14 protein-coding genes and 2 tRNA genes are annotated in these 17,009 nt (G+C 55.8%); 2 read left to right on the top strand and 14 right to left on the bottom strand.

The annotated features are described in order from the left end of the window. Positions 1 to 89 precede the first annotated feature (89 nt). Complete coding sequence (locus ACYASS_RS24105) at positions 90 to 3,074, top strand: DUF748 domain-containing protein (protein ID WP_463587978.1); 2,985 nt, start codon at positions 90 to 92, stop codon at positions 3,072 to 3,074. Between the two features lie 4 nt (positions 3,075 to 3,078). Then, complete coding sequence (locus ACYASS_RS24100; protein ID WP_463587977.1) at positions 3,079 to 3,384, top strand: DUF2845 domain-containing protein; 306 nt, start codon at positions 3,079 to 3,081, stop codon at positions 3,382 to 3,384. A 392-nt stretch (positions 3,385 to 3,776) separates the two neighbouring features. Here the strand turns inward: ACYASS_RS24100 and ACYASS_RS24095 are convergent, their stop codons facing one another. From ACYASS_RS24095 to folP, 14 genes are all read right to left on the bottom strand, one after another. Further along, positions 3,777 to 4,127, bottom strand: coding sequence for a BON domain-containing protein (locus tag ACYASS_RS24095; RefSeq protein WP_243247224.1), 351 nt, complete (start codon positions 4,125 to 4,127; stop codon positions 3,777 to 3,779). Positions 4,128 to 4,417: 290 nt separating this feature from the next. Next, positions 4,418 to 6,523, bottom strand: coding sequence for a polyribonucleotide nucleotidyltransferase (gene pnp, locus ACYASS_RS24090; protein WP_463587976.1), 2,106 nt, complete (start codon positions 6,521 to 6,523; stop codon positions 4,418 to 4,420). A gap of 171 nt (positions 6,524 to 6,694) precedes the next feature. Further along, on the bottom strand, positions 6,695 to 6,964 hold the full coding sequence (gene rpsO / locus ACYASS_RS24085; protein WP_002555121.1) for a 30S ribosomal protein S15: 270 nt from the start codon (positions 6,962 to 6,964) through the stop codon (positions 6,695 to 6,697). Between the two features lie 142 nt (positions 6,965 to 7,106). Then, positions 7,107 to 8,024 (bottom strand): tRNA pseudouridine(55) synthase TruB, encoded by a 918-nt coding sequence (gene truB, locus ACYASS_RS24080; RefSeq protein WP_463587975.1) that lies wholly within the window; start codon positions 8,022 to 8,024, stop codon positions 7,107 to 7,109. A gap of 3 nt (positions 8,025 to 8,027) precedes the next feature. Beyond that, the gene (gene rbfA / locus ACYASS_RS24075) at positions 8,028 to 8,444 is read right to left on the bottom strand and encodes a 30S ribosome-binding factor RbfA (protein ID WP_463587974.1); all 417 of its coding nucleotides are present in this window, start codon (positions 8,442 to 8,444) and stop codon (positions 8,028 to 8,030) included. 160 nt (positions 8,445 to 8,604) lie between these two features. Continuing rightward, positions 8,605 to 11,121: a translation initiation factor IF-2 gene (infB, locus tag ACYASS_RS24070; protein ID WP_122666688.1), complete on the bottom strand. Its 2,517-nt coding sequence runs from the start codon at positions 11,119 to 11,121 to the stop codon at positions 8,605 to 8,607. A gap of 27 nt (positions 11,122 to 11,148) precedes the next feature. Beyond that, positions 11,149 to 12,630: a transcription termination factor NusA gene (gene nusA, locus ACYASS_RS24065; protein ID WP_122666689.1), complete on the bottom strand. Its 1,482-nt coding sequence runs from the start codon at positions 12,628 to 12,630 to the stop codon at positions 11,149 to 11,151. A gap of 59 nt (positions 12,631 to 12,689) precedes the next feature. Then, entirely contained in the window at positions 12,690 to 13,148 is a 459-nt protein-coding gene (rimP, locus tag ACYASS_RS24060) for a ribosome maturation factor RimP (protein ID WP_162874006.1), read from the bottom strand. 138 nt (positions 13,149 to 13,286) lie between these two features. Next, positions 13,287 to 13,363, bottom strand: a tRNA-Met gene (locus tag ACYASS_RS24055). Positions 13,364 to 13,459: 96 nt separating this feature from the next. Next, positions 13,460 to 13,545, bottom strand: a tRNA-Leu gene (locus tag ACYASS_RS24050). Positions 13,546 to 13,587: 42 nt separating this feature from the next. Then, positions 13,588 to 13,968: a preprotein translocase subunit SecG gene (secG, locus tag ACYASS_RS24045; protein WP_243247222.1), complete on the bottom strand. Its 381-nt coding sequence runs from the start codon at positions 13,966 to 13,968 to the stop codon at positions 13,588 to 13,590. Between the two features lie 4 nt (positions 13,969 to 13,972). Then, positions 13,973 to 14,728 (bottom strand): triose-phosphate isomerase, encoded by a 756-nt coding sequence (gene tpiA, locus ACYASS_RS24040; RefSeq protein ID WP_463587973.1) that lies wholly within the window; start codon positions 14,726 to 14,728, stop codon positions 13,973 to 13,975. A 66-nt stretch (positions 14,729 to 14,794) separates the two neighbouring features. Continuing rightward, positions 14,795 to 16,132 carry a phosphoglucosamine mutase gene (gene glmM / locus ACYASS_RS24035; protein WP_243247259.1) on the bottom strand — a complete coding sequence of 446 codons (1,338 nt, stop codon included), beginning with the start codon at positions 16,130 to 16,132 and terminating at the stop codon, positions 14,795 to 14,797. 19 nt (positions 16,133 to 16,151) lie between these two features. Next, positions 16,152 to 17,003, bottom strand: a complete 852-nt coding sequence (folP, locus tag ACYASS_RS24030) for a dihydropteroate synthase (RefSeq protein ID WP_463587972.1) — start codon at positions 17,001 to 17,003, stop codon at positions 16,152 to 16,154. Between the last annotated feature and the right edge of the window lie 6 nt (positions 17,004 to 17,009).

The following is a 17,009-nucleotide window of genomic DNA, read 5'->3' as shown; positions in this document are numbered from 1 at the left end:
CATGCGGGGGCAGCGTCTTCGGAACCAGATTGGCATGCCATACTCCAAGGAGCTCCCATAAAGTCCGATAAAGAGAGACGACGCCTCACATGTCCAAAGGATTGATACGCGCAGTTGGTACCTTATTGGTCGTTTTCGGACTCTATAGCGTTCTGGGCTTTCTGATTTTGCCCGGAGTCGGTTTACGCATTGCCAACCAGCAACTGGCTGCCTACTCCACTGTCCCGGCGCGCCTTGAACGCATTGAATTCAATCCCTACAGCTTTGAGCTGACCTTGTGGGGCCTGACTATCGGCGCACCGGGTAAAGAGCAGGTTGGCTTCGAAAAGCTTTATACCAATCTGCAGGTTGATAGCCTCTGGACCCGCGCCTTGCATCTGCAGGCCGTCGAACTGGTCCAACCCAAGACTGAACTGCTGTTCGGCAAGGACGGCACACTGAACCTGAGTCAGCTGTTCAAGTTGCCGCCCAGCGAGCCTGCCGCCGCAGATGAACCTGCCAGCAAACCCTTCCCGCTGCGCATCGACGAAATAAAACTGGCTGACGGTTACGTGCACTTCCAGGACATGAGGCCCAGCGAACCGATCGAGTTTCTTTACGACAAGCTGAATCTGGAGCTGAAAAACCTCAGCACCCTGCCGGAAGACAATGCGGACATGACGATGGTCGCCGCAGGGCCTGAGGGAGGGCAGATAGATTGGGTCGGACGCATCAGTCTGGTGCCAATCACATCCGAGGGCACTCTGAAAGTCACCGACAGCAAAATGAAGGTCTGGTGGCCCTATGTGCGCGATGCCCTGCCACTGGTGTTGAAAGACGGCACGATGAACCTCAGCACGGCTTATTCACTCAATCTTTCGAAAGAAACCGAGTTGAAGCTGACCAACACCTCACTGAGCATCGCGCCGTTCGCCATCGACGCTCCGGATGGCCGCCCACTGGCGCGCTTGCAACGTCTGGATGTCACAGAAAGCTCGGTCGATCTGGCTAAACAATTAGTCACTGTCGGCAAGATCCGCAGCACAAAACTCGAAACCTGGGCAGCACTGGAGGCTGACGGTCAGTTGGACTGGCAAAAGCTGTTTGCCAGTCAGCCTGCCAAACCTGCTGCAAAACCCAAAGCGGCTACCGACAGCACACCAGCAGCAAAACCGGTGGTGGATGACAAGGCTGCTCCAGCGGCAGCGAAGACTCAGGCTTCGACCGCCAAACCTGTCGAAGCTTCCAAGCCATGGCAAGTGCTGCTCAAAGACGTGCAACTGCGCGATTACCAAGTCCACCTTGCTGATCGCAGTCAGAAAGAGCCGGTAGCACTTGATCTCAGCCCGTTGAATCTGGACCTGCAAAATTTCGACAGCCTGAACAAATCGCCGTTTACGCTGAAGCTCGATACAGGCGTCGGCAAGCAGGGCAAAATTACCGCAGCGGGCGACGTCAACCTGAACCCGGTCAGCGCAACGCTGGATGTCACGACCCGCGATATCGACCTGAGAGTCGCCCAGGCCTACATCAGCCCGTTCATTCGCCTGGAACTGCGCAGCGGCATGCTGGGCAGCGATCTGGCGGTGAATCTGAAAAGCACTGAGCCACTGGCGTTCAACATCAACGGCAAAGCCCAGGTCGAACAACTGCACACACTGGACACGCTGAAAAAGCGTGATTTCCTGAAGTGGCAGAAACTGACGCTTGAAGGCCTCAATTACGAGCACGGCGACAGTCTGAACATCGCCAGGGTCAATCTGGAGCAACCCTACGCGCGCTTCATGATCAACAATGACCGGACGACCAATATCGATGACCTGCTGATCCCACAGCCAGCGGATAAGTCTCCGGCAGCCAAGACCAATGCCTCAGCCAGCAACTCGAAACCGCTGGGCATTCGCATCGGTGAAGTGGATATCAATGACGGCTCGGCCAACTTTGCCGACTTCAGCCTGACGCCAAATTTCGCTACGGCCATTCAGCAACTCAACGGCAAGATTGGCACTCTGGACAATCGTCAGTCGAACCCTGCCACGGTGAACGTCAACGGTAAGGTGGACCGTTACGCACCGGTCACCATCAAAGGCAGCCTGAACCCGTTTGACCCGATGGCAGCGCTGGACATCGCCACCAGCTTCAAACGTGTAGAACTGACCACCCTGACACCCTACTCCGGCAAGTTTGCGGGGTACCGCATCCGTAAGGGGCGGCTCAATCTGGACCTGCATTACAAAATTACCAAAGGCCAGTTGCAGGCTGAGAACAAGGTCGTGGTGGAACAACTGGAGCTGGGTGAAAAAGTCGACAGCCCGGATGCGGTAGACCTTCCCTTGAAGCTGGCGGTGGCGCTGCTCAAGGACGTTAACGGCAGGATATCCATCGAGCTGCCCGTATCGGGGGATTTGAACAATCCGCAGTTCAGTGTCATGCCCATTGTCTGGCAGACCCTGCGTAATCTGGTCGTCCGCGCAGCAGCGGCGCCATTCAACTTCATTGGCGGGCTAGTCACCGGCGGAGGCTCTGAGGACCTGAGCAGCGTGAAATTCGCGCCTGGTGTCACTGACTTGAGCGCCGATGCACGAAAGGCGCTGGATAAGCTTGCGGCGGCCCTCAAGGAGCGCCCTACTCTGCGTCTTGAGATTGAAGGTACAAGTGCCGCCAGCAGCGATGGCCCATTCCTCGCTCAGCAGCGTCTTGAACGCGAATATCAGTACACTTACTACAAGATCCTCCAGCGTCGCGGCGACAAGGTCCCGGCCAGAGCTGCGATGGTTGAGGTACCGGATAGCGAGAAGGCACCGATGCTTGAGGGTATCTATCGCGCACGCCTGAAAAAACAACCGCTGGCGCAGTGGACTGACCTGGGCAAAGAAGAACGCGCCAACAAGATGCGTAGCGAGATCATTCAATTCTGGAGTAGCAACGAGGTATTGTTACGTGAGCTCGGCCAGAATCGCGCCAGCAGCATCAAGGATTACCTGGTGGACAAGGGCAAACTCGAAGATGAGCGAGTCTATTTCGTCGACGCCAAATTGGGTCAGGCAGAAAAGGACGGCAGCGTGATCAGCCCATTGCATCTGGACAGCGAGTAACTGCATGCGCCTGTATTTGATTCCCAGCCTGGTCTTGTTGGCTTTTGCCAGCGCATCTCAAGCGGCAACCCTGCGTTGTGGCAGCCAGCTCATCAGCGCCGGTGATCGCGCGTTTGAAGTGCAGCAAAAGTGTGGTGTGCCTGTAAGCCAGGAAGTCATTGGCTCGAAGGAGACCTACAGCGGCAATTACCGTCAGTCTGAGCAGGTGAGGATCGAAGAATGGATCTACGGCCCGGACCACGGTATGTATCAATACCTGCGCTTTGAAGGCGGTCGGCTGGTGAGGATTGATAGCAGACGCGGGAATTGAGGGAGTGCTCTCTTATCAACCATAAAATAACTATCTGAATTAAAATGCTTTTTCTGTAGGAGTGACCGGGGTGGCTCTCCACCTTCCTCACGATAGCGTAAGGTCAGACGATATCTTCTTTATAGATCTGCCGCTATCGCGAGCAAGCTCACTCCTAAAGGGCCCATATTTACTGCAAGACAGAGCAGCGTCTGCACGACGGCGGGGGAGCATACAGGTGATGGATTTCAATCGAGGGACTGCATTTTAGACCCATAGAAAAAGCCCCGACGTTTCCGCCGGGGCTTTTAATGACCACATCCTTGTGGTCTTTCGCATGAACCTTCCAGAATCAGCGGTTACCCATCCAGGTTGCCCACCAATCTTTAACTCGTTCAGCGACGAATGTCTGATTACTCAGCTTTCAGGCCAGCAGCCGATACGTCTTTAACACCTTTGATTTTCTTGGTGATAGCGACGGCAGTATTTTTCTGAGCTTCGGTCACTTTGACCATAGAGGACAGGGAAACCACGCCTTTGTTGGTTTCAACCTTGATGTCCGAACCTGGAATGCCTTTCTCAGTCAGCAGGTCAGCTTTGACCTTGGTGGTGATCCAGGTATCAGAAGTGTCTTCTTTCACTTCTTGAGTAGTGGTGTTGGCAGCTACAACCATTGGGGTAGCGGAAGTCTGAGCGAAGGCAGCGTTGGCCATAGTCAGAGTCAGTGCAGTAGCGGTGGCAGCAGCAATAGCGAACTTCTTCATACGAGTAACTCCTGTTTTTCTCAGAAACTGCGCCAGCAAGTGGCAGCAGGGTTAATGGTATATATCGCAAGCCGTATGCCAACATTGAGAATAGCTATAAATTCTTTAAAAACAATAGGTTATGAAAAAATCAATTTTTTGAAATCGTGCAGATTGCCCGCTCGTCGAAACTTTCGCGTGCAAGATGCATGCTTTGATTATTACGCACGAAAGTTCCGTAACTACTTAATTAGACACATAAAAAAGGGATCCCGAAGGATCCCTTTTTGAGCAGCTAACTGATCGACAGATCAGACGCCCGATGCTTTCGCAGCAGCAACGTCTTTGATCGACAGCTTGATACGGCCGCGGTTGTCGACGTCCAGTACCAACACTTCGACTTCCTCGCCTTCTTTCAGGATGTCGGTCACTTTCTCAACGCGAGCATCGCTCAGCATCGAGATGTGAACCAGACCGTCCTTGCCAGGCAGGATGTTGACGAATGCGCCGAAGTCGACGATGCGCTCAACCTTGCCCACGTAGATCTTGCCGATCTCGGCCTCAGCAGTGATACCCAGAACGCGCTGACGTGCTGCCTCAGCGGCTTCCTTGGTTTCGCCGAAGATCTTGATCGAGCCATCGTCTTCGATATCGATCGAAGCCTTGGTCTCTTCACAGATTGCACGGATGGTTGCGCCACCTTTACCGATAACATCACGGATTTTGTCGGTGTCGATTTTCATCGCGATCATGGTCGGAGCATTTTCCGACAGCTCGGTACGCGACTGACCAATGATCTGGTTCATCTGACCGAGAATGTTCAGGCGCGCTTCCAGGGCTTGGCCCAGAGCGATTTCCATGATTTCTTCGGTGATGCCTTTGATCTTGATGTCCATCTGCAGCGCGGTAACACCTTTAGCGGTACCGGCTACTTTGAAGTCCATGTCGCCCAGGTGGTCTTCGTCACCCAGGATGTCGGTCAGGATGGCGAATTTCTCGCCTTCTTTAACCAGACCCATGGCGATACCGGCAACAGGTGCCTTCATCGGTACACCAGCGTCCATCAGTGCCAGGGAAGCACCGCAAACGGAAGCCATGGAGCTGGAACCGTTGGACTCGGTGATTTCCGAAACGATACGGATGGTGTACGGGAATACGTCAGCAGCAGGCAGCATGGCCTGAACCGAACGACGAGCCAGACGGCCGTGACCGATCTCGCGACGGCCAGCACCACCCATGCGACCACACTCGCCCACCGAGAACGGAGGGAAGTTGTAGTGCAGCATGAACGGGTCTTTTTTCTCGCCTTCAAGGGTGTCGAGCAGCTGCGCGTCACGTGCGGTACCCAGGGTGGCAACAACCAGTGCCTGAGTTTCACCACGGGTGAACAGAGCCGAACCGTGAGTCTTCGGCAGAACGCCGACTTCGATGTTCAGCGGACGTACGGTGCGAGTGTCGCGACCGTCGATACGTGGCTTGCCGTTAACGATGTTTTCACGAACGGTGCGGTATTCGATTTCACCGAACGCTGCTTTGACTTCGCTGGCAGACGGGCTGCCTTCTTCTACAGCGAGTTTGGCAACGATCTGATCTTTCAGCTCGCCCAGACGCGCGTAACGGTCAGCTTTTACGGTAATGGTGTAAGCCTGGGAAATCGCTTCACCGAACTCGGCACGGATAGCGCCCAGCAGGGAAGTAGCTTCAGGCTTCGGCGTCCAGGCCCAGGTAGGCTTGGCAGCTTCGGCAGCCAGTTCTTTAACAGCCTTGATCACCGACTGGAATTCGTCGTGGGCGAACAGTACTGCACCCAGCATCTGGTCTTCAGTCAGCTCTTTGGCTTCCGATTCAACCATCAGAACGGCTTCTTCGGTACCGGCTACAACCATGTCCAGGCTCGAAGCCTTGAGTTGCTCGTAAGTCGGGTTCAGCAGGTAGCCGGTGCTTTCGTGGAAAGCAACGCGAGCTGCGCCGATCGGGCCATCGAAAGGAATGCCGGAGATTGCCAGAGCAGCCGAAGTACCGATCATCGCAGCGACGTCCGGATCGGTTTTCTTGCTGGTGGAAACGACGGTGCAGACAACCTGCACTTCGTTCATGAAGCCTTCTGGAAACAGCGGACGGATCGGACGGTCGATCAGTCGCGAGGTCAGGGTTTCTTTCTCGGAAGGACGACCTTCACGCTTGAAGAAGCCACCAGGGATTTTACCTGCAGCGTAGGTTTTTTCCTGGTAGTGCACGGAAAGTGGGAAGAAGCCTTTGCTTGGGTCTGCTGTCTTGGCGCCGACCACAGTCACAAGTACGGTGACGTCATCGTCAACGGTGACCAATACAGCACCCGAAGCTTGACGGGCAATGCGGCCAGTCTCGAGGGTTACGGTCGATTGACCGAATTGAAATTTCTTGATTACCGGGTTCACGGTTTCCTACCTTCTTTGTGGCTCTTGGGGAACTGGTTTCTTACGAATTCTTGGGCGGTGCGGGGAATCGGCCCCACGACTGTCCAGATACAACTAGAGGCTGGGAGCCTGCCAGCCTTACCGAAAAACGGTAAGACGATGGCAGACAACCAACCTCTATCCGAGTCGTTATTAGCGACGCAGACCCAGACGACCGATCAGGGCGCTGTAACGGCTAACGTCCTTACCTTTCAGGTAATCCAGCAGCTTACGACGCTGGTTTACCATACGGATCAGACCACGACGCGAGTGGTGATCTTTACCGTTGGCCTTGAAGTGGCCTTGCAGTTTGTTGATGTTGGCGGTCAGCAGTGCAACTTGCACTTCTGGCGAACCAGTGTCACCAACAGCTTGCTGGTAGTCGGTTACGATCTGAGCTTTTTCTTCAACGCTGAGTGCCATGTGGGCAATCCTTTTATCAGGAAACCGTTCCAAAGAGCGGTTTCAACAGGCCAAGGGCAAACCCTTGTATTAAAAGATGAGGAATGACCGTGCCTGTTAACAGCCATCCTCTCCCGGATCATTCACATGACCCGAGGTTCGGTCATTCTGACCGAATCAAACGACGTGGCGCGATCCGCCCGTCTTCGCTCACTTCACCGATACCGATGAAGCGACCATTGTGATCTTGCACCCGAACCATGCCAAATTGCGGCGCGTCCGGTGCTCTTACCGGCTGACCATGCAGCCAGTAAAACGAACTGTGTTCCGAAAACTGCAATACCGGCCAGTCCTGTAAACCGCTGTCCGATGGCATCAGGAAGCGATCAACTGCTTCATTACCGCCGTCGGCGTGCACCTGCTCCAACTCTTCCAGAGTGACCGTCTGGGCCAGGCTGAAAGGTCCGGCTTGTGTACGGCGCAATTGCGCGACATAAGCACCGCAGCCCAGTTTCTCACCAATATCTTCAACCAGGGTACGTATATATGTACCTTTGCTGCAATCGACCGAGAAGCGTGCAGTGTCTGCATCACATTCGAGCAATTCCAGGCGCGCAATAGTAACAGAACGCGGTTCGCGCTCCACTACTTCCCCGGCACGTGCCAGCTTGTACAGGGGTTGCCCGTCACGCTTGAGAGCGGAGTACATCGGTGGTATCTGACTGATTTCACCGCGAAATCCCGGTAATACCGCTTCGATATCGTTACGACCAACGGTCACTGGACGCGTCTGCAAAACCTCGCCTTCGGCATCGCCGGTAGTCGTGGTTCTACCCAATTGCGCCAGTGTTTCGTAGGCCTTGTCTGAGTCGAGCAGGTATTGCGAGAACTTGGTGGCTTCGCCGAAGCACAACGGCAGTACGCCACTGGCCAACGGATCGAGGCTGCCGGTGTGGCCAGCCTTCTCGGCATTGAGCAACCAGCGCACCTTCTGCAAGGCGGCGTTGGAAGTGAAGCCCAGAGGTTTGTCGAGCAGGATGATCCCACTGACGTTACGACGAATGCGCTTGACCTGAGCCACGCCTTATTCCTCGTTGCTTTCTGGCTTGGTGGTGCTCTGCGGCGCGTCACCGGCATGCTGGCCGTCTTCGGCAACAGCACGTTCGATCAGGGCCGAAAGGTGCGCACCACGCACGACGCTCTCGTCGTAGTGGAAGTGCAACTGAGGCACGCTGCGCAGTTTCATTTCACGGGCCAGCTGCATCCGCAGGAAGCCTGCAGCGGAGTTCAGCACCTTGATGGTCTGCGAAATCTCTTCTGCGCTGTCCTGACCCATGACGGTCATGAAAATCTTGGCGTGACCGACGTCACGGCTGACATCAACAGCAGTGATGGTGACCAGACCTACGCGCGGGTCCTTGATTTCGCGACGGATCAGTTGAGCCAGCTCGCGCTGCATCTGATCGCCAATGCGTTGGGTACGGCTATATTCTTTTGCCATGTTTTGCTACCTGATACTGACCGGGGGCGAAACCCTCGCGGTCTGAAAGCGGCAAACGCCCGGCCTGACAGATGTCGGACCGGGCGTTGCGTGTTGAGCCCATGACAGGGTCTGCGGCATTTGCATGCGAAGACCTGCCATGGCTCCTATAGCTCGCGACTTAGAGGCTGCGAGCCACTTGGACCTTCTCGAAGACTTCGATCTTGTCACCGACTTTGACGTCGTTGTAGCTCTTGACGCCAATACCACATTCCATGCCGGCACGAACTTCGGAAGCGTCATCCTTGAAGCGACGCAGGGATTCCAGCTCGCCTTCGAAGATAACGATGTCTTCACGCAGTACACGAATCGGACGGTTACGGAAGACAACGCCTTCGATAACCATGCAACCAGCGATCGCGCCAAACTTCGGCGAACGGAACACGTCGCGGACTTCAGCAATACCCAGGATATTTTCCCGAACATCGCTGCCAAGCATACCGGTAAGGGCTTTCTTGACGTCTTCGATGATGTCGTAGATTACGTTGTAGTAACGCATATCCAGACCTTCCTGCTCGACGATCTTGCGAGCGCCAGCATCAGCACGCACGTTGAAGCCGAACAGTACAGCGTTGGAAGCCAGCGCCAGGTTAGCATCGCTCTCGGTGATACCACCGACACCGCCGCCGACAACGCGCACTTGCACTTCGTCGTTACCCAGGCCGTTCAATGCGCCCTGCAGAGCTTCCAGGGAACCACGGACGTCGGATTTGAGGACGATATTAAGCGTCTTCTTCTCTTCCTGCCCCATGTTCTCGAAGATGTTCTCCAGCTTGCCAGCGTGAGCACGGGCCAGTTTGACTTCGCGGAACTTGCCTTGACGGAACAGAGCCACTTCACGGGCTTTCTTCTCGTCAGCAACAACGCTCATCTCGTCACCAGCGTCCGGCGTACCGTCCAGGCCGAGAATTTCGACCGGAATGGCTGGACCTGCTTCCTTGATTGGCTTGCCGTTCTCGTCGAGCATGGCGCGAACGCGGCCATAGTTCGAACCAACCAGCACCATGTCGCCCTGACGCAGCGTACCGTCCTGAACCAGAACAGTTGCGACCGGACCACGGCCCTTGTCGAGACGCGACTCAACAACAACACCACGGCCAGGAGCCGAAGGTGTTGCAGTCAGTTCCAGGACTTCAGCCTGCAGCAGAACTGCTTCGAGCAGGTCATCAACACCGGTACCCATCTTCGCGGAGACCGAAACGAACGGCGTTTCACCGCCCCACTCTTCGGACGTCACGCCGTGAACCGACAGTTCACTGCGGATGCGGTCCAGGTCAGCGCCCGGCTTGTCGATCTTGTTCACTGCAACGACCAGCGGAACACCGGCAGCCTTGGCGTGTTGCACGGCTTCGATGGTCTGTGGCATCACGCCGTCGTCAGCAGCAACAACGAGGATCACGATGTCAGTGGCCTTGGCACCACGAGCACGCATTGCGGTAAACGCGGCGTGACCCGGGGTGTCGAGGAAGGTGACCATGCCGCGTTCGGTTTCAACGTGGTATGCACCAATGTGCTGGGTGATACCACCGGCTTCGCCAGCAGCAACCTTGGCACGACGAATGTAGTCGAGAAGGGAAGTCTTACCGTGGTCAACGTGACCCATTACGGTCACAACAGGAGCACGGGAGAACGTTTCACCTTCGAACTTCAACGATTCTGCCAGGGAATCTTCCAGGGCTGTATCGCTGACCAAGGTCACTTTGTGGCCCAGCTCCTCAGCAACCAGTTGAGCAGTTTCCTGATCCAGAACCTGGTTGATGGTGGCTGGAGTACCCAGCTTGAACATGAACTTGATGATCTCAGCTGCCTTGACCGACATTTGTTGTGCCAGGTCGCCGACAGTGATGGTCTCACCGATTTTCACGTCACGAACCACAGGGCCGGTAGGGCTCTGGAAACCGTGAGCATTACGCTTCTTCAGCTTGGCCTTGCCACGACCACCACGACGGAAGCCATCGCTTTCTTCGTCAGTAGTGCGCGGGGCAACGCGTGGCGCTGGAGCTTTCTCTTTAACAGAGGCGCGATGCGGGGCGTTCTTGCGATCACCGTCACCACCACGAGCATTGCGATCATCGCTGCGCGGCTTGTCCGGACGACGCTGTTCGTCACGCTTGCGAACTTCAGCAACCGGAGCCGGAGCAGGAGCAGCAACAGGTGCTTCCTGAACAGGTTCGGCAGCCGGAGCTGGCGCTGCTGCTTCAGTAGCAACGGCGGCAGGAGCTGAAGGCTGATTACGCGCTTCTTCTTCGGCGCGGCGCTTGGCTTCTTCTTCAGCCTTTTGACGGGCAGCATTTTCTACGGCGCGACGTTCATCAAGCTCGCGCTTGCGCTCGGCCTCGATTTCTTCCGGGCTGCGCTGCACGAACACTTTCTTCTTGCGTACTTCAACGCTGATGCTTTTGCTGCCAGCAACACGCAGGGTGCTGGTGGTTTTACGCTGCAGCGTGATCTTGCGTGGTTCTTCCACTTTCGCCTTGTGGCTGCTCTTCAAGTGAGTCAGCAACGATTGCTTCTCACTGTCAGTCACATGTTCTTCGGCGGCGGTGTGCGGCAGACCTGCCTCACGCATCTGCTGCAACAGGCGCTCTACCGGTGTTTTGACCTCATCGGCCAGTTGTTTCACCGTGACTTGCGTCATGCACTTCTCTCCTCAGGCCGCGCCTAATTACTCGAACCAGTGGGCTCGGGCGGCCATGATCAACTTGCCGGCACGAATATCATCAATGCCGTCGATGTCGAGCAGATCGTCAATAGACTGCTCGGCCAGGTCTTCGCGGGTAATTACGCCGCGCACCGCCAGTTCCATCGCCAAATCCTTGTCCATACCCTCAAGCGAGAGCAGGTCTTCGGCCGGATGGGCGTCTGCCAGCTTTTCCTCTGTAGCGATGGCTTTGGTCAACAAACGATCCTTGGCCCGAGCACGAAGCTCGTTGACGGTTTCCTCGTCAAAGCCGTCGATGTTGAGCATCTCCTCCACCGGTACGTAGGCAATCTCTTCCAGGCTGGTGAAGCCTTCATCTACCAGCACTTGCGCCAGGTCTTCGTCGACTTCCAGCTCGTCGATGAAGTTGCGCAGGATGTCGCCGGTTTCTGCTTGCTGCTTGGCCTGGATGTCGGATTCGGTCATTACGTTCAGGGTCCAGCCAGTCAACTGGCTGGCAAGACGCACGTTCTGACCGCCGCGGCCGATGGCCTGAGCCAGGTTGTCGGCACCGACCGCAATGTCCATTGCATGGGCGTCTTCATCAACGATGATTGCCGCCACTTCAGCCGGGGACATCGCGTTGATGACGAACTGAGCCGGATTGTCATCCCACAGGACGATATCCACTCGCTCGCCACCCAGTTCGCCCGAAACAGCCTGAACTCGCGAACCACGCATGCCGATACAGGCGCCTTGCGGATCGATTCGTTTGTCCTTGGAGCGAACAGCGATTTTTGCACGCGAACCCGGGTCACGAGAGGCAGCCATCACCTCGATCAGACCTTCAGCGATTTCCGGCACTTCAATGCGGAAAAGCTCAATCAGCATCTCTGGCGCTGTACGCGACAGGATCAACTGCGGACCACGGTTTTCTGTACGAATTTCCTTCAGCAGAGCCCGCAGACGGACACCTACGCGGAAGGTTTCGCGGGAAATAATGTCTTCACGAGCCAACAGCGCTTCAGCGTTGTTACCCAGATCAACGATGACGTTGTCACGCGTGACCTTTTTAACAGTACCGGAAATGATTTCGCCCAATCGTTCACGATAGGCGTCAACCACTTGGGCACGCTCAGCTTCGCGAACCTTCTGCACAATGACTTGCTTGGCAGTCTGCGCAGCGATGCGGCCGAACTCGATGGATTCGATTTTTTCTTCGATCAGGTCGCCGGCTACAGCGCCTGGCCTTTTCTCTTGAGCCTGATCGACGGCCAGCTCGTATGCTGGATCGTCAAGGTCTTCGTCTTCGACCACTGTCCAGCGGCGGAACGTCTCGTAGTTACCCGTCTGACGGTTGATCTCTACACGCAGCTCAACTTCATCTTCAAAGCGTTTTTTTGTCGCTGTGGCCAGAGCCAGTTCCAGCGCTTCAAAAATAACACCTGCCGGGACGCCCTTTTCATTGGACACCGACTCAACAACCAGCAGTACTTCTTTGCTCATCGTACGCCTCGCCTTTCGCAAGCCATTGGATCCGCGGGATCCGCAGTATTTGGCACGTATCAGTCAAACGTGGGAATAATGTTGGCCTTGTCGATCATATCGATCGGCAACAGGAACTCATGGTCTTCTACCTGCACCACAACGTCCTGCTCTTCTACACCACGCAGAAGGCCCTGAAAGTTGCGTCGCCCCTCGAAAGGCGAACGCAGCTTGATCTTCACTTGTGCACCGGCAAATTGTGCAAACTGCTCGATAGTGAACAGTGGGCGTTCCATGCCAGGCGAGGAAACTTCAAGGGTGTATTCAACGGAAATCGGATCTTCAACATCCAGAACACCGCTGATTTGACGGCTCACGATGGCACAATCGTCCACCAGCACGCCGCCTTCCTTATCAATATAAACGCGCAACATTGAGTGGCGACCTTGAGCCGAAAACTCAATACCCCAGCATTCATAGCCCAGGGCCACGACCACCGGGGCCAGCAAGGCCTGCAACTCTTCTAGCTTGCTCGACACCTGAACCCCCTCGTGCATGTATGTGCATGCTATGCAAAATAAAAAAATGGGCGAAACGCCCATCCTTGAAACGCCGTCGAACAGCGGCGTTGAAAGTGTCCAGCTAACAAAAAGCCCCTTAAAAGGGGCTCCTTAAACTGGTTGCGGGGGCCGGATTTGAACCGACGACCTTCGGGTTATGAGCCCGACGAGCTACCAGACTGCTCCACCCCGCGACAAAGCTGGGGCGGAAGTATACGACCGATCCCTTGCAGGGTCAATGTAACCTTCCACCTACAAGAAAGCCCGCAACAGCGGGCTCTCCTGATAATTGGTACCGAGAAGGGGACTCGAACCCCTACACCCTATGGGCACAACCACCTCAAGGTTGCGTGTCTACCAATTCCACCACCTCGGCAATACATCTTTTGCAGCCTCAAACTTCACTGCCGTTGAAACCTTACTTCTGCTCTGGAGCTTGAGGTACGTCAGCTGGAACAACAGCTGGCTTTTGCCCTTCGAGCACCGGAACATCATCTGCTGCCGGCTTTTGCTTCACTTCCATTACCGCTGGATCTGGCAAACCTACTTGAGTCAGCTCATGAGCTTTCTCTTTAGCAAAGTAACCTAACCCCAAGCTGGTTATGAAAAAAGCTGCGGCGAGTATACCAGTAAACTTACTAAGAAAGGTAGAGGAACCTTGGCTTCCGAACACAGTATTTGATGCACCTGCTCCGAAAGACGCACCAGCGTCCGCACCTTTACCCTGCTGCAGCAAAACCAGGACAACAACGCCCAGAGCGGCCAACAGATGAAAAACGACTACGACTGTTTCCAGCATTTTTTCAGTTTCCCGCGGCGCGAATAATCGCACCGAACTCAGCTGCATTCAGGGAGGCACCACCAATGAGCCCCCCATCGATATCCGGCATGCCGAACAGTTCGGCCGCATTGGCCGCCTTCACGCTGCCGCCATAAAGAAGTCGCACGCCTTGTGCGACCTCAGCATTCTCTTTCGCCAACTGCGCACGAATGGCTGCGTGCACGTCCTGCGCCTGTTGAGGCGAAGCGGTCAGCCCGGTGCCAATGGCCCAGACTGGCTCGTAAGCGATTACTGCATTTACGAGAGCCTTGATACCCAGCGCCGCGATGATGCTGTCAAGTTGTTGCCCGACAACCTCAAGCGTTTTGCCAGCTTCACGCTCTTCAAGGGTTTCGCCAATGCACAGCACCGGCGTCAGGCCGCTTGCCTGAGCTGCAGCGAACTTGCGAATAAGAACATCATCGCTTTCGCCCATAATCTGGCGACGCTCCGAATGCCCAACAAGTACCAGCTTGCAACCCGCATCAGCCAATTGACTCGGAGACACTTCCCCGGTCAAAGCACCCTGTCCTGCTTCATGGGCGCAATTCTGCGCACCCACGGAAATCGATTTACCCTGCAAACCTTCGATCACCAGGCTTATGTGCAGGCTCGACGGAAATACCGCCACATCAACACCGCCAGGGAGGACCTGCTCAGCAAGGCCCTCGATCAGCTCAGCGACGCTGGCGCGGGTACCGTGCATCTTCCAGTTACCAGCTACCATAGGGCGACGCATGCTGTACCTCGTCGGTCAAAGTGGGCGCAGATGTTACCCAACAGTTTCAACACTGGCAAGCCGAAATCAGGCGCAAACTTCAGCAACCAGTTTTGCCAGCTCATCGGCATAACCGCGAACCTGCACTTCGTCCTCACCTTCAACCATGACACGCACCAGCGGTTCGGTCCCGGACTTGCGCAACAACACGCGACCACGCCCTTCCATAGCGGCGGTAACACGGTCACACGCCTCTTTGACTGCAGGGTGCGAAACCGGGTCAACACCACCCGAAAACCGAACGTTAACCAGCACTTGTGGACACTTGCGAAGCGCCTGACGCGCCTGCGCAAGGCTCTCGCCATTACGACGCAGAGCCAGCAGCACCTGTAGCGCAGCAATAATTGCATCGCCGGTGGTCGTATGCTGGAAGCAAACCACGTGCCCCGAGTTTTCACCACCAACCTGCCAGTTACGTTCCAGCAGTTCGGCGATCACATAACGGTCACCTACGTTGGCACGCACGAACGGAATATCCAGATCAGCCAACGCCAGCTCCAGGCCGAGGTTGCTCATCAGGGTACCCACAACGCCGCCCTGCAGACGACCACGCGCGTGAAGATCACGAGCGATGATAAACAGCAGCTCATCGCCATCAACGACAGCGCCGGTGTGATCCACCATCAACACGCGATCGCCATCACCATCAAAACCGATACCCAGGTCTGCGTGTTCAGCCAGTACCGCCGCCTGCAGTGCACCCATATGAGTGGAGCCGCAATTTTCGTTGATGTTCAGGCCGTCAGGCTGCGCGGACAACACCGTGACGTGCGCGCCCAGCTCACGAAATACATTCGGGGCGACTTTATAGGTCGCACCATGAGCACAGTCGATCACAAGCTTGAGGCCGGCAAAGTCGGTACTGGTTGGCACACTACTTTTGCAGAACTCGATATAGCGGCCCGCAGCGTCGTTGATACGCGAAACCTTGCCGAGCTTTTCAGATTCGACGACCGTCATTGGCGCATCGAGCAGCTCTTCGATCATCAGTTCGATTTCGTCAGGCAGTTTCGTGCCCTGGCCGGAAAAGAACTTGATGCCGTTGTCGTAGTGCGGATTGTGCGACGCGCTGATCACGATCCCGGCTTCTGCATGGAAAGTACGGGTCAGATAAGCAATTGCAGGCGTAGGCATTGGTCCGAGCAGCATGACGTCAGCGCCCGCAGCAGAGAGACCCGCCTCAAGCGCAGACTCGAACATGTAACCTGAAATACGCGTGTCCTTGCCGACCAGAATGCGGCAGGCGCCAAGACGACGAAACGCCATGCCTGCTGCCCAACCGAGCTTCAGCATGAATTCTGGAGTGATAGGGAACTGCCCCACTCGACCACGAATGCCGTCGGTTCCGAAGTATTTCTTGGTAATCATGGATGCTCCAATATTCTTATTGCGCCGCTTCAACTGCGGCAATCATCCGCACGACATCAACCGTTTCGGCCACATCATGCACACGTAGAATTCTTGCGCCCTTGGTCATCGCCAGCGCGGCAAGGGCAAGACCACCATAAAGGCGCTCACCCACCGGGCGACCCAGCGCACCGCCAATCATGCTCTTGCGCGAGACGCCAACCAATAGCGGACGCCCCAGCATATGCAGCTCCTGCATATGCTTGAACAAGCTCAGATTGTGATCGAGGCTCTTGGCGAAGCCAAAACCCGGATCAAGAATAATGCGCTCTTCGGGAATGCCGGCAACTGCGCACTGGTCCATTCGCTCGCGCAAGAACCCGCTGACCTCTGCGACCAGATCGCCATACTGCGGATCATCCTGCATGTCACCCGGCTCGCCGCGCATGTGCATCAAGCACACCGGCAACCCCGTAGCGGCAGCCGCATCCAGCGCACCATCACGACGCAACGAACGAACATCGTTGATCAGTCCGGCGCCGAGACGCGCTGTTTCGCGAATAACCGCAGGCGTTGACGTGTCCACCGAAATGATCACATCCAGCTCACGACTCAAGGCTTCTACGACAGGCGCAACACGCTCAAGCTCTTCAGTGGGCGAGACGGCACGCGCGCCAGGGCGAGTTGATTCGCCCCCGACATCAATCAGCGTAGCCCCCGCAGCAACCATCGCCTGTGCGTGTTTCAACGCAGCATCGAGATGGGTGTAGCGACCACCATCAGAGAAGGAATCGGGAGTTGCGTTGAGGATGCCCATAACATGCGTACGGGACAAATCAAGAACCCGGTTGCCGCAAGGCAACCGGGTTGGGTACAGCACAGCGTTCATGTCAGG

This window comes from Pseudomonas sp. HP_14, from assembly GCF_055283875.1.
This window is presented reverse-complemented; position numbering and strand designations above follow the sequence as displayed.